This window comes from Paenibacillus sp. FSL H8-0282 (genome assembly GCF_037963825.1).
GTDB classification, from domain to species: domain Bacteria; phylum Bacillota; class Bacilli; order Paenibacillales; family Paenibacillaceae; genus Paenibacillus_AQ; species Paenibacillus_AQ odorifer.
Window position 1 is genome coordinate 6,700,377 of sequence record NZ_CP150146.1, and the last position, 14,540, is coordinate 6,714,916.

Here is a 14,540-nt window from a genome sequence, read left to right on the forward strand (position 1 = left end):
GAGCTTGATAATATCATGAAAAAAATGACTAAGAAGATGTCTGTAATTTTAAGTGCTGCTGTATGCCTAGGAGCGTTGGGAATGCCAACTTTAACCCAAGCATCCAGTGCTCAACCCGCTGTTGAAGCTTCCCTGAATACAACAAAAGTGGCCGATTCACACGATCAGCTTACTTTAAAGGGCAATGCGCAGTTTGATGGTAACTATATTAAGATCGACCTGAGCCGTGAGGGATCGCTATTTTCAGGAATGCTCGCAGGAGTAACTTTAAATGATAAAGGTGAGCCCTATCTTGCAGAAGGTACTATTGTGGGAATAGACGCCAAGCTCACTCAACCAGGAGGCATTGATTTAAAAACACCACGCTGGATCAGTGACGGTGATGCCAACAAGGCGGTTGTTGTATTGCAGACCGAATGGCTAACTGAGCAACAAAAGGCAAACCTGGCTTCCTCTGAATTGAGTATCCATGTGAAGCTTAACGGAATCGAAGACCCGTATGTACTTAAATTTTCTCTCAAGCAAGCAGGATTAGTGCATAACATTCAGCTGCCTGCTATAAAGAAAGACAACCAATTTGAAATCAAAACCACCCGTGTTGCTGCGGGAGAGACTTCTGTGCGTATCGCTTTAGCGGTTAAAGGGGTTGCCACCCAAGCACAGGCTTTAGGATATGACATTTATGATAATCTGGGAAATGAATTAGAATTTATTGCAAGGGATTCTGTTGCAGCAACTCAAAATACGGTTTCTGAAGATTTATTGTTCGAAGCACCTAGCTCAGCGGCAGAATATCTGATTATCAGACCGTATCAAGCCGTATTTGAAAAAGGCAACACCGGGGCTTATAAAGTAGATGCCAAAGGCAATGTAGTTAAAAATTACAACAAGCAATTGGAGATCAAAATCCCTCTAAAATAATCGTTAGCGCAGCAAACATAAACATATTTATCTAGGAAAAGGGGATTACCTCTCCGGCCGAAGGCTTGAGGTAATCCCCTTCTTTCAACGGAAAGAATGTTCCGTTTTACTGGTCATTTATAGCTAAAAAGCGGATAGTAGCTGTTGTCCCCTTACCTACAGAACTACTATAATAAATTTCGCCGCCGTACTTTTCTACGATATTAAAGCAAATCATTAATCCTAGACCTGTTCCATTACTTTTTAATGAATAAAAAGGAGTCCCTAGCGACTTAACCTCAGCTTCCGACATCCCGCTTCCTTCATCAATGATTGTTATCTCAATAAAATTATTGTTCCTATTCGCCATAATAGAGACAGATTTACCAACATCCGAAGCCTCTAAAGCATTTTTTATTATATTAATAAGCAGCTGCTTAAATTCAATTTTATTAATAGAGATCATGCAGTCTTCTTCTACATAGGTAACAATTTGATTATCAGATAACATTGCGTAGGAATGGAGCAATCCTGTGACACTTTCAATAACATCCTTCACATCTACTTTTTCTAGTTTTTGTTCTCCATTTGGCTTTGAAAGGGTTAGAAATTGCGAGATAATCTGTTCTACTGTGTTCAATTCATCAATCATTAATTTAAATTTTCTTTTCATAGGATCATCAAATGAAGGATCCTCATCAAAAAACTGTAAAAAACCTCTAACCACTGTCACTGGATTTCTAATTTCATGCGCAACGGCAGCTGTTAATTGTCCAACCATCTTTAAACGCTCAGATTGCTGTAATTGTTCATAATAAAGCTGCTGTTTTTTCATCCGTTTAAATGATATTTGAAAAATGAAAAATAATAACACTTGAACCGCTATTATATTAATGAAATTCCCTAGAATATCATAATGTAAATATGTATATAGATCCCCTCTATCAATCAAGAGGATATAGCCAAATGTAATTACCATCAGTATTCCATTTATAATGAAGGAAAAATAGAACAATTTTAAATCAAAAAATAGAATAGAGAGTGCAGGAATAAGACAAATGAGGATATAGGTAGTCCAAGTTTGAGGATATAAAAAGAATAGCGTATAAAAATACGCAAATCCAAATAGAATGATAATCTTTCTAAAAGTATGTGTCTCATGCTTAGGGTAAATCCATAAACAAACCGTTAGAAACGCCACACATAAAAAATGAATGATATAACCAAAATCAATTCCATCTAACTCTAGAGTAGATAGTATTAATCCAGACATCATAAGAACGATGATCATTAACATTAATATGTAATAGGTTTTTCGATTCACCCGACTGTAGAACTCTCTCATGAATTCACCACTTTTAAATTGATTGTCGAAATAAGAATTATATCAGCTGAAATAGTAATAAACAATAACTGAAAAAACCAGTAAACTCAATACCCCATTTAATTTCTGAAACTAGTAATTATTGCTATAATCATTGTATTCACTTTAGTTCTGATATCTAAAGCATTAGGATGGTGTTCCCTATGGTATTTGCATTTTTATTTATATTCGCTATGTACGCGGCAACTAACTATTACATTGCGAGAAAGATTTTTAATTGGCTACAACATATATTTTCAAATATAAACGGGATCATATATGGACTCATCTACAGCTTATGTGCATTAACAATCATTATTAATTTACTATTGTCTTCTTCAGCTATGACGACCGATTCAAATATTGTTAATTTTATTGGTCAATTCGGGGACTATTGGATGGGTATCTACTTCTATTTGTTCTTGCTGTTGATCCTTTCAGATGTAATCTTACTAATTAGTAAGTGGATCAAGGTCCTCCCTTCTCCTACACCAGCACGTGTTATTTTTCATACAAGGTCCGTAGTATTAATTCTAGTCATAGGATTGGTGTCCTATGGGATTTATAATGCGAATCATTTAAAAGAAGTCACCTATCCGCTCCAAATACATAAAAACACTTCATTAGATCAGTTAAATATCGTCCTGATCAGCGACTTACATTTAGGCTACGTAAATGATGTAAAGTTTATTGAAGACGTTGTTGATCGTATTAATGGACTACAGCCGGATATGGTGTTGATGACAGGAGATATATTTAATGGTAACTACTATGCGCTCTCTAACCCTTCCAAAGGAGTAGAGTTATTAAGTACTATTCAGTCAACCTATGGAGTTTATGCTTGTTTAGGTAACCATGATGCAGGACGCTCATACGATGAGATCGTGAACTTTATAGATAAGAGTAATATCAAACTTCTAAATGATGAGCATGTCGTTATTGATAATCAATTCGTTGTTGTTGGCAGAAGGGATTCATCACCGATTGGTAATCAAGGGAACCCTCGAGCAATTACTTCAGAAGTGATGAGTGACATTGATACAAATATGCCCGTTATCGTAATGGATCATCAACCAACCAATAGGATTGAATACGCAGATGACGTTGATTTGATATTTAGCGGACATACGCATCAAGGACAAGTATTCCCTGCAAATCTGATCACCAATGCTATGTTTACAGTAGATTATGGCCACTATCAGAAGAATCCTAACAGCCCTCACGTCATCGTTACATCTGGTGCAGGGACTTGGGGACCGCCATTACGAATTGGCACGAATAGTGAGATAGCACAAATCAAAGTTGATTTTAAATAGACGATAATTTTAGACTGATTAAAAAACATGGAAGAATATCCCGATAGCATACATAAGTTCGAAAAAGAGCATCGACCACATTAATGAGAAAATCCACCACCGTATGCGGTGGTGGATTTCTATGTCTGCCTATCCAACTGTAATATCAGCAAGCACCCTCATCGACTAATCATGCCGGATCTCCGTGTTAGTCCGAATACCTTCGAGACGTGCTCTTGGATCAGGCGTTATTCTTTCCCTCTTTCTTCTATTTATCGAATACAAAACAAATAATAATATAAACCATAAAGGCGTCAACAATAAGGCCGGACGAGTTTCATCAGCAAATAGCATAATTATGAGTATGATTGCAAACAAAGCTAGAACAACATAATTCACAAAGGGTGTAAACGGTGCTTTGAATTTTGATTTGGCCTGCAATTCCGGCTTCGTCTTTTTATATCGCAAATGGCAAATTAGAACGACGCCCCAAACCCAGATGAAACAAATGGCACTAATTGTTGTCACGATGCCAAAAGCCGTCTCCGGAATCAGCTTACTCAACAAAGCGCCTACAGATAAGACAAGCGTGGATATGAATAAAGCATTACTTGGTACATGATTTTTATTAAGCTTTGCAAAGTTGGCTGGAGCCTGGTCATTTCTGCTTAGATTGTATAGAATCCGGCTTGTTGAGAACATCCCGCTATTACAAGCGGACGCAGCTGAAGTTAATACAACGAAGTTAATAACCCCCGCGGCAATCGGAATCCCCACTAAACTAAATGTTTTAACAAAAGGACTTTCTGCCGGGTTTAGTTCTGTCCAAGCATTGATGCATAATAAGGCAATAATAGCACCCACGTAGAAAAATAGAATTCGTAAAGGTATTTTATTAATCGCCGATGGGATAGTTTTTTCTGGATTGGAGGTCTCTGCTGCCGATACGCCCACCAATTCCACACCCACAAAAGCAAACACAACCATTTGAAATGAAAGTAGGAACCCTGAAATGCCGTTTGGAAATACTCCCCCATGTGCCCAAATATTACTGAGCGCAACGGTTCCGGTAGTTGTTTTGAATCCAATCACCAGTAAGACTACCCCGATAGCAATCAATGCGAGAATAGTGATTACCTTAATTAAAGCAAACCAAAATTCCAATTCGCCAAAGCTTTTTACCGTTAATAAATTGAGTCCTAATAAAATAATTAAACAAATGACTGCGGGTATCCATTGCGGGATATCAAACCAATATTGTACATAGACCCCAACAGCTATAATATCGGCCATAGCCGTCATGATCCAGCAAAACCAATAGGTCCATCCGGTTACAAACGCCGCCCTCGGTCCAAGATAGTCTTCGGCAATATCTGTAAAAGATTGATAACCTGCTTTAGACAACAGAAGTTCTCCCAATGCCCTCATCACAAAAAAAATAGCGATACCCACGATTAAATAAGCAAAAATGATCGATGGTCCTGCCAGTTGTATAGCTTTGCCTGATCCTAAAAATAATCCGGTACCGATGGTTCCACCAATCGCAATGAGCTGAACATGCCGATTCTCTAAATCTCTCTTTAATTCTTGTGCTGCCATTTCAAACTCCCCCTTATGTGAAAAAAATAACAAGTAAAAATGATAACAAAAAAGAGATTGGATACGCTCCAATCTCTTAGGTCTAAGAATAATAAATAAAATACATTCCTTTATTCTGACGATGATCAGAATAACAAATGAATTATCTAGTACTCTTCTGTCCTTTTGCCTGAGATTGTGAACCCTTCGGCGCCGGGGGAATCCCCCACGGTCTCTCCAGAAGCTGCTCCTGCTATAGTGTGATCCATAGCAATCATAGCTTGCGAATTATTTAATTGTTATGCCGCTAACTTCATTTTTAATATTTTTCAATACTAATCATTGTCAAATATTTTGTCAATAACATTAATTACCGCTTTATTTCAACTGCGAAATACGCGATATCACGCATTGCTTCGGAAACATCGCAACCAACAGACCAAGATTGGCTGATGGTTAATATGAAAAAAGGGCTATCTCATTGTAGAATTCTACTCCTGAGACAGCCCCTTTATGTTTTGAAACACACTCTATTAGTGGCTTGTCAGCCAAGCCGCCAACTCTTCTGTCTGACTCAGAATAGCTATCGGGTCCCAGTAGCCGGAGCGATCGCTTGTCCAAAGAAATACGTGATCATTTTTGACTGCTGGCAGTGCGCCCCAGATCGGGTCGGCTTTAAGTTCATCCAGCTTTTTCGAGTCGGAGGTAAGAATAATATAGTCACCGGCATACTTTGGTAAGACCTCAGCAGAGAATGAAGCCCAGCCCGGGTCGGCCATTTCGGCGGCGATATCCGCAGGAGGCTTAAATCCCAATCCATTATAGATTGGTTGTCCACCTTTGCCGAAGTCTGTTCCAACGGCCATCAAGCTGTTTTCAGACCATTCAATAATGGAAAATGTGCTATCTGCTGGCACAACCTTCAATACGCTCTCCTTGGCATTGGCCATACGGCTGTCATAGTCTGCAAGCCAGGTTTTGGCCTTATCTTCTTCACTAAGCAGCTCACCGAAATAAGCCACTTCCTCATGTACCGTTTTTAAGGAAGCGTATGGAATAACGACCGTAGGTGCGATTTTTGACATCTGCTCATTTAGCTCAGGATAGAAATCATCCATAATAATCAAATCGGGATTAAGCGACAGAATTTTCTCTACATTTCCATTCCCGTCCCCTATATTCTCAACGTCTTTCAAATACTCCTGAAAATATGGATTTTTAATATGATGTTCGGAGGTTCCGATGGGTGTAATGCCAAGCGCAATTAAGCTGCCGAGATATTCACCTGCAACAATTCTTTTGGGATGAAGGGGGATCTCCACCTCACCGTTAACCGTTTTAACGATTTTGGTCTTCGGCTGCTGTGAGGCAGCATTCTCCGTAGCACCGTTTGTACCACATGCGCTCAGTACCAAAATGAAACTTAACAGCAATACCGATGCCAGCGTAGGCCTTGAATGTTTAAACATGAATGAATCTCCCTCTTGATCAAAATGATACTGATAATCGTTATCAATATAATCAGTATAGTGAAATGATTCAAGGGCGACAATGGAGGATTCTATGCTTGTGGCAGGACTATCCTCTAGTTTGTTCTTTCTGGAATGCAATTCTCTATAGCTAATCGGGGAAACTCCCTTGTACTTTTTGAACAACCTGCCCAAATAACTAGGGTCTTGATAACCGACACCCACTGCAATTTCCTTCAGCGTAGCATCTGTTTCCAGCAGCAGTGCCACCGCTTTTTCGATGCGCACCTTAATTAAGTAATCAATCGGGCTAAGTCCAGTACGGATTTTGAAGTAGGAAGATAAATGGGGGACGCTATAGTTCAGGCTTTCCGATAATGATTCCAGCGTAATGTTATCCGTATAATGTTCATGGATAATGTCGGCGATCCGGGCGGCCAGATCACGCTTAGTCGTATTAACCCCTGGCACCGACATTTGATGAAATAGCTCATACACAAACTGATGGAGTAAAGTGCGAACATGCAACCGCGCAAGCGGCTGCGGCTTCTCCCACTCCTTAAACATCTCGCTCACTATGCGATACAGCGCTACCGAATTGTCAGGCGCAATGCTGTACGAATGATCAAAGGATTTAGCGCCCTCGTATAGCGTAGCAATCTCTAAGGGTAGTGAGGGATGCATACTCACTTTATAATAAATGCTATAGTAATCCAGCCCCTCGCTGCCTGCGTCAATGTTGAGCACAGTTCCTTTGCCTACATGAAGCACTGTAAAGCGCTGTAAACGGTGAACTTGGCTTCCCAGGTTAACTGTAGCATTACCGTGAATCGACATAAGAAACAGCCTTGAGGGGACGTAATAGGAAGGTATAGATTCGCCAGGTCTAAGGGTCATCCGACGAATATCAACTACTTTGCAATTCGCGTGATTCCATACAGCAATAAGGTCATTGATGTCCATGATTGACTAACACCTTACATGTTTTCGTTTGAAGCCGAGCTGCGATTTATCAACTGCCTTTTGAATATTAATTGAAGCATTCAAAATCTTGCTTTTTGCACTACCGGTATGGACTTTCACCGGGCCAACTTCCTTTGCAATCTCAACCGCTTTATCATGAAGCGGCAGATAGGATACGCCCACAGTGTAGATGAAATTGTTCATTGCATATTTCGTTCGCTCAGGAGCTTCATGAATCGTGTTTTTTGCAAGCTCCAACATAGCGGCCAATTTTTCTGCGGAAAATTCACTGTCCGGGCGATTTCCGAGCAGCCAGCAGTAACAGTTCCAGCCCGCCGACATTTTCAGCTCTATCTCACTTGCAATCCATTTATCAGAAACCTCTTGCGCAATATCCGTCTCCGCCAACGTTACTGCCACCACAAAGTCCGATAGCATATAGAAATAAGCGCCAGCAATCCACCGCTCAAAATCCGACTCTGACATTGCTTTAGGCTCCGCGATCACCCCGGCAAAATACATAGCGTCGTAATTTCCCGTAGCATAAAGCTGCTCGGCCAAGGGTTGATTATGTTTTATTTTTCTGAAGATAGGCTTCATCTGGCCTGTGGCCACACCAAAAAGCGGTTCGTGCGCGCCATTGGATAGATATATTTTCTTGGTGCGTTCCTTGCCGAGAGCTTGAAGCTCTTGCATGACCGTTTCTAAATCCATTGTTCGCACTTCCTTTTTAGATTATTGGCTAGGGACTCAAACTTTACTTGAATATATCATAAAAGCCCTTATAAATACCTTCTTTTATACATCAAGGTAATTTGCCCCGCTATGTATTCAGCGCTATATTGGTTGCCATCCTTAATCCACCACATAATAATCCCCAGTAGTGAGGCTGCAATAATATCAACGGAGACTACCTCCTTAGTAAGGTCAATGTTCCTCGCGTTTCTTCGTTTTTCGACAGTACTTTTTAACAGGTTGGTCAAGTTTTTTTTGAAGCCTTTATGCTCAATCAATACAGCAAAAACTTTCCGGTATTCAAAAAAATAATTTAAAAAGGTGACCAGCTGCTCCTGTTCGTTGTTGCTCTTCATTTGTAATAGCGGTTCAACCTTCATGGACAGGTCATCGAAGATTTCATGTACGATCTGGCGCAATAAATCGTTAATATCCTCATAATGCAAATAAAATGTTGCGCGATTTAGTTCCGCGCGGTTGGCGATTTTTTGGACGGTCAATTGCGAAATCTCCACATTGTCGGCCAATAATGAAAAAACGGCGTTCTTAAGCATCTTTTTTGAGCGAATAGCTCGTGGGTCAACTCTTTTATGTTCAGTCATTTCATCCCTCTATTATCGTTTAAATGGCCTTTCATCAACTAATTTGCCTATTCTGTCGATTAGTCGACATTTTCAATAAAATTGCAAATAGGAATACTATTTAAATCCTGATATGATTTATTTTATTGACACTATGTCGAAAAAGCAATGAAGAGAGGACTGCAACATGCAAGAAGACATTAAGAAAATAAATAAAGGGATCTTACTAACCATCTTAATCTTTGGTTGTTTCTTATCCACACTCAATCAGACGCTTTTAAATGTCGCCTTAAGTAGTCTGATGGATGTATTTGATGTCACGGCAACAACCGTACAATGGATTTCAACAGGATTTATGCTGATCAACGGGATTTTGATTCCGATTACGGCCTATTTAATGAAACGTTTTACAACACGGCAATTATTTATAAGTGCCATGTCATTTTTATTAATCGGTTCTATAATTTGTGCAGCAGCGCCGAGCTTTAGTCTACTCTTAATCGGACGAATGATCCAAGCTGCCGGTGCTGGCATTATAATGCCGCTCATGATGAGTGTTGTGCTGGCGATCTTCCCCGTTGAAAAACGTGGCAGCGCTATGGGACTGCTTGGACTGGCGATGATATTTGCTCCTGCTATTGGGCCAACGCTCGCGGGTTTTGTTGTCGAATACCACTCTTGGCGCTGGTTATTTATCGGGCTTATTCCACTTGTCCTCATTGTTATAGCGTTGGCACTCAAGTATTTAGTGAATGTATCTGAGACGTCTAAGTCGAAGCTTGATGTCATAAGTGTTCTTTTATCAACCGTCGGATTTGGCTTAATTTTATACGGCTTCAGTAGTGCAGGCAGTAAAGGCTGGGATGATGTAATCGTGATCCTGACCTTAGGGGTTGGGGTCGTGGTAACAGCCGTATTCTGTCTTCGACAAATCAAATCGGATGATCCGCTGCTAAACCTGTCGGTCTTCAAAAATAAAGTGTTTACGATGACGTCTCTTATTAACGTATTAATCACGATGATGATGTACGCAGATATGATTTTATTGCCTATTTATCTGCAGAATGGCCGCGGGTTTACAGCATTTGATGCAGGACTACTATTGTTGCCGGGCGCACTCGTAAATGCGTTCATGTCACCCGTCACCGGTAAACTATACGACCGTTTCGGTGCGAAGCCGCTGTTCATCATTGGTCTATTGTTTATTATTCCATCTATGTGGGCGGTAACAGATTTATCTGAATCAACTACGTATACGTATCTAATGATTCGTACCATTGGCCTGCGAATTGGATTAAGCTTCATTACTATGCCACTCAATACAGCCGGACTAAATGCGTTGCCCAAACAACTTGGCACTCATGGTACAGCTGTGAACAATACCGTTCGCCAAATTGCCGGGGCCATTGGTACTGCTGTCGTAATTACAATTTATACAGTGCAGGCAACAAGTCATGCAACTACAGTGATGCTGAACAATCCCTCCACTACTCCTGACATTCTTAAATCCCTTACATCAATTCTTGGGGCAAGTGACGCCTACTACTTCATGATGATTTTATCCATTGCCGCATTTGTTATAACCTTATTTATGCCCACGAAAAACAAGCTCATGATTGAAAAGAAAGCAAACCTAGTTAGCAAGGAAGAACCTCAGTTGTAACTAGTAATTGCAGAGTAAATGAAGAAAAGCCATTCCTTAGCGGAGTGGCTTTTGTTATGAATGGCTTGCTTTGGATCATTGGAGCACGTATTCCTACGAGCATCAATATTTTCTTATCCATATCAGTATCCCCCTCTCCATATCAAATGTGTAGACTCTATTATAAAAACGGAAAAATATGTAAACTTTACACATAAGTTAATATATGGTATTTTAATAGTGTTATTAAAAGGAATATTAATCCATAATAAGGAGCTGATTCCATTCATGAAATTATCTTTAAAAAAGAGATTGATGCTTGTTGGAACCTTTGTTTCAGTCTTTCTTTTTTCTTTTGTTTCCCAAGCATATGCGACTAATTTAATTGGCTACCCTACAGCTACACAAGCTAAGAATAATTGGTGCTGGGCTGCGACTAGCGTTACCATACTTCAATATTACGGAATCTCTGTAAGCCAATGTTCTTTTTATGATCATGTGAAGGGAACCTCCGGCTGTACAACAGACGAGAGTGAATCTTATGGAACTGTTCAAGAAGGCATTCATGATTATGGTGTCTCCAGTTGGAATCATACAGGAGCACTATCTTACAGCGATGTAAAAAACCAGATTGATAATGTTGGCAGTCCTATATATGTAAGCTGGAAATGGAATAGTGCTACCGGTGGCGGGCACGCAGTAGTTATCTATGGGTACGACACATATAGTGGAAATGATTGGATTCAACACATGAACCCGAGTGGGGGCACAAAAACCTCCATGTTATACACCAACGTTAAAGGTGGCTCCAGCTACGATAGAACCTGGAGATGGGGACTTCATGGCTTCAACAAATATATTTAAGGAGGCTTCCCATTAAGAAAACGCTGCTGTTAACTGTAACTTCATTCGTTTTATTTCTGACTTTTTTCTCACCTGTATGGGCTCAGACCGTAACTGAAGATGTTGTTTCTTTTGCAAATACAGAAGGATTAACATTGATTAAAGAAGGGCTATCTAAAGATCCTGAAGGGTATGGTTACAACAATGAAGCAGAGATTAGTGAAATTACCGTAGGTCAAGGAATGCAGATTCATTTTATTGATGGCGCTAAGCTTAGGGCGGCTTCCGATAGTCTGATTGAAACGGTCACACCCCAAGACAACTGGGAGTTTCTTATTTTATCGGGCGGAATACCCAAATCTAAAATGATCATTCAAAAGGATTCAAACGGGTCCTATCAAGTTACTGAGTTTGGAGGAAATCCTAATACTTTGGCCTATGCTATTCATTCACTAGAAGCTGAGGGTGAAGTGAGTGAGCCTACACTTATCCGTGAGCGGGACGAATATATAGCTGCCTTCAAGAAAGACAATCAGGAACTAATCATCGCCCCACAACAAGCCTCATCAGCAGAAACAAAAGGACTAAGCAATATTTCAGAGCCTCAAGCACCCGGGCATTTAATTGATGTGTTACAAACGATGCAGAACGATTCTTCCGATGACGAGCAGGATGGGTCGGGAACCATTGCTTCCGCATATTATGCGGACGATAATAATCATCTAACAAGGTCTATCACCATTAGCGCCATTATTGCTCTAGTAGCGGTATTTGTGTTCTGGGCCTATCTCAGAAGACGTAAACAACCTAAATAAATGTAAAAATAAGTAGGCCGCCCTCCTTCATTGGATTGCGGCCTACTTTGATAGATAGTACCTCTAAAAAGCCTCCCTCTCCCCATATGATTAGGACATAAAGGCTGCCAAAGACCTCGTTAGCATGACACCATTTGTAATGGTATCTTGCGGCTAAACATCTCGTCCAGTACCCATGCCCCTTTTATACATTTTTTCTGCTTCAATAGGACTTTCTTTTGCCGTGATATGATACGGAATTACCCGATAAACTTGAACCGGACCGCCAAATACAGCCGATCTATACTTTTCCACATGCTGCTTGGACAAGGGGCGATTATAATAACCCGGTACGTATTTATTGATCAATTCCTGAAGTACGTGTGTGGCTTCATCCAAATCTGAAATTGGTTCTGCTTGTCCAAAAATCATTACGCTCATATAAGCTGTATCCGTTTTGGCTGGTACCGGATCTGTAATAGTTCCGTATTCCTCACATACCGTAAAACATACCTCCGGATTATCACGCATGACCTGATTACGTCTTCCATCTCCAGCCCCATGAATATACAGTTTCCCTTCAGTCCATACATAATTAAGTGGCACAACATAAGGGAGGTTCCCATCAACCAACCCCAGATAACCTAATCTCGTTTGGTGAAGGAACCTTTCAATCTTCTCTTGATCTAGGCATTCCCTGGTCTTGTAACGAACCGAATTCATATCGAATCTCTCCTTTTATTTAAATTGCGGATACCTGCGTTGTTACGGTAGTATATCAATGAATGGATTGCATTAAAATATCCATAATTCGCTGTTTAGAGCAATCCATAATCAGCTTTTTATGATTGGAGTTTCTATTTGGAGGTATGTACGATGATGAAAGTAATTCGTAATGATAAGAGACCGATCTGGCAGCAATTGCTTGATCAAGCGATCCATAATATTACTAGCGGAGTCTGGGCACCAGGAGAACTACTGATTCCTACCCGCGAACTTGCGCACATCGTAGGTGTCTCCCGCTCAACTATACAGATCGTCTATGAGGAATTGTTAAGTCGGGGTTATACAGTTACCTCCCGCCGGGGAGGGACGCGAGTTAGTACATGGAAGCAAGTCGCTATATCAACGAAGGAAATAGAAACAGAGGGCCCCACACCTCCTTCACTCTCCTTGCTAGACTCAGCTGTTGATCAATTACATGACTGGTTCAGAGGTAAAGAACCGCTAGAAGTGGATATTGATTTCAGTCCCCATGAACCCTATTTGGATGAACAATTTCAAAAAAACTGGCGGCAATCGCTGCTCCAGGCATCCGCTGAAATGGATTTATCAAGCTGGGCTTACGGTAACTGCTACGGGTACACACCATTACGTGAGCAAATACAGCGTTATTTATCACTTGAACGGGGCATACATGTCCAAACCAATCAGATTCTGTTGACCTCAGGAGCTCAGCATAGTATTGACTTAATCGCACAGTCACTTTTAGCTGATGGGGACACTGTCTCAGTAGAAGATCCAGGTTTCCCAGCTGCTTGGATGGCAATGAAATACCGCCGTATGAATGTGGTACCCGTTCCTGTTGATGAGTATGGTCTAGTGGTTGAGCATATTCACCCGCAATCCAAACTGGTCTTTGCCACCCCTTCCCACCAGTGCGCAGTAGGGGTCGTTATGTCGGAGCCCCGCCGGCAACAATTGCTGCATAAGGCCGTTCAAGAACGATTTTGGATCATTGAAGACGATTATGATAGTGAATTTCGATATCGCGGGGAGCCGCTACCAACGCTGTTTAGTCAGGCATCTAATAATACTTTGTATCTCATGAGTTTCTCTAAAATGATTACACCAGGCATTCGTATTTCGGCTATTGTTGGATCAGTCGAGGCAATTGCTCAGCTAGCGAAGGTGCAGGAGCTGACTTACCGTCATCTTCCGATTATGGATCAGCTAACACTAACCCACTTCATTAAAAATGGTCATTTTATGCGCCATATGCGAAGAGTCAGAAATGTGTACCGGCGAAGACACGAGGTCATGGCAAAAGCTATTATGGCTAGCGGTTTAGGGGAGTGCTTCACGCTCAGTGGAGTAGAAACTGGATTACATATGTTATTAGAAGCTGAGGAAACATTCGACGAGGAAGCTGTGACAAAGTTAGCCCTACAACATGGAATACGTGTGTACCCTCTTGGGCCCTATTGTTTGGATAGCAAAAGAAAAGGATGGGTATTAGGGTTTGCAAAAGTAGATGAGGCAGCAATTGAGCAGGGCATTCATCGTCTTGCGGAGCTGATCCTATAAAATCATCTCCGCAGCACTCACAAAATTTGTTGAACAGTCCATAGACTATTTTAGATTTATGAAACCATTG

The 14,540-nt window shown here is 40.8% G+C and carries 12 protein-coding genes and 1 riboswitch; of the genes, 6 read left to right on the forward strand and 6 right to left on the reverse strand.

All coding sequences use genetic code 11. The features are described from left to right. Positions 1 to 15 precede the first annotated feature (15 nt). Complete coding sequence (locus NST94_RS29145) at positions 16 to 921, forward strand: DUF5643 domain-containing protein (protein WP_280753219.1); 906 nt, start codon at positions 16 to 18, stop codon at positions 919 to 921. 106 nt (positions 922 to 1,027) lie between these two features. Here the strand turns inward: NST94_RS29145 and NST94_RS29150 are convergent, their stop codons facing one another. Next, complete coding sequence (locus NST94_RS29150) at positions 1,028 to 2,191, reverse strand: HAMP domain-containing sensor histidine kinase (protein ID WP_248548897.1); 1,164 nt, start codon at positions 2,189 to 2,191, stop codon at positions 1,028 to 1,030. Between the two features lie 416 nt (positions 2,192 to 2,607). Here NST94_RS29150 and NST94_RS29155 point away from each other — a divergent pair, with 416 nt between their 5' ends. Then, complete coding sequence (locus NST94_RS29155; RefSeq protein ID WP_339281524.1) at positions 2,608 to 3,579, forward strand: metallophosphoesterase; 972 nt, start codon at positions 2,608 to 2,610, stop codon at positions 3,577 to 3,579. Between the two features lie 165 nt (positions 3,580 to 3,744). Here the strand turns inward: NST94_RS29155 and NST94_RS29160 are convergent, their stop codons facing one another. From NST94_RS29160 to NST94_RS29175, 4 genes are all read right to left on the reverse strand, one after another. Further along, positions 3,745 to 5,157 (reverse strand): amino acid permease, encoded by a 1,413-nt coding sequence (locus tag NST94_RS29160; RefSeq protein WP_076191542.1) that lies wholly within the window; start codon positions 5,155 to 5,157, stop codon positions 3,745 to 3,747. Between the two features lie 147 nt (positions 5,158 to 5,304). Continuing rightward, positions 5,305 to 5,387: riboswitch (glycine riboswitch) on the reverse strand. Between the two features lie 282 nt (positions 5,388 to 5,669). After that, entirely contained in the window at positions 5,670 to 7,568 is a 1,899-nt protein-coding gene (locus NST94_RS29165; RefSeq protein ID WP_339281525.1) for an ABC transporter substrate-binding protein, read from the reverse strand. A 6-nt stretch (positions 7,569 to 7,574) separates the two neighbouring features. Next, the gene (locus tag NST94_RS29170) at positions 7,575 to 8,282 is read right to left on the reverse strand and encodes a DNA alkylation repair protein (RefSeq protein ID WP_339281526.1); all 708 of its coding nucleotides are present in this window, start codon (positions 8,280 to 8,282) and stop codon (positions 7,575 to 7,577) included. Between the two features lie 68 nt (positions 8,283 to 8,350). After that, positions 8,351 to 8,857, reverse strand: coding sequence for a TetR-like C-terminal domain-containing protein (locus NST94_RS29175; protein ID WP_339281527.1), 507 nt, complete (start codon positions 8,855 to 8,857; stop codon positions 8,351 to 8,353). Between the two features lie 214 nt (positions 8,858 to 9,071). On the opposite strand from NST94_RS29175, the gene NST94_RS29180 reads away from it, so the two are divergent. The 3 genes from NST94_RS29180 (at position 9,072) to NST94_RS29190 (ending at position 12,184) form a co-directional block, all read left to right on the forward strand. Next, a complete protein-coding gene (locus NST94_RS29180; protein ID WP_339281528.1) occupies positions 9,072 to 10,547 on the forward strand; it encodes a DHA2 family efflux MFS transporter permease subunit in 1,476 nt (491 codons plus the stop codon). 267 nt (positions 10,548 to 10,814) lie between these two features. Further along, on the forward strand, positions 10,815 to 11,390 hold the full coding sequence (locus tag NST94_RS29185; protein ID WP_076124249.1) for a C39 family peptidase: 576 nt from the start codon (positions 10,815 to 10,817) through the stop codon (positions 11,388 to 11,390). After that, a complete protein-coding gene (locus tag NST94_RS29190; protein WP_339281529.1) occupies positions 11,357 to 12,184 on the forward strand; it encodes a hypothetical protein in 828 nt (275 codons plus the stop codon). Before NST94_RS29185 ends, NST94_RS29190 begins: the two co-directional genes overlap by 34 nt. Before the next feature lie 153 nt (positions 12,185 to 12,337). Here the strand turns inward: NST94_RS29190 and NST94_RS29195 are convergent, their stop codons facing one another. Then, a complete protein-coding gene (locus NST94_RS29195) occupies positions 12,338 to 12,886 on the reverse strand; it encodes a pyridoxamine 5'-phosphate oxidase family protein (RefSeq protein ID WP_036682364.1) in 549 nt (182 codons plus the stop codon). Positions 12,887 to 13,039: 153 nt separating this feature from the next. Between NST94_RS29195 and NST94_RS29200 the strand changes: the two genes are divergently transcribed. Continuing rightward, on the forward strand, positions 13,040 to 14,470 hold the full coding sequence (locus NST94_RS29200; protein ID WP_339281530.1) for a PLP-dependent aminotransferase family protein: 1,431 nt from the start codon (positions 13,040 to 13,042) through the stop codon (positions 14,468 to 14,470). Positions 14,471 to 14,540: the final 70 nt, after the last annotated feature.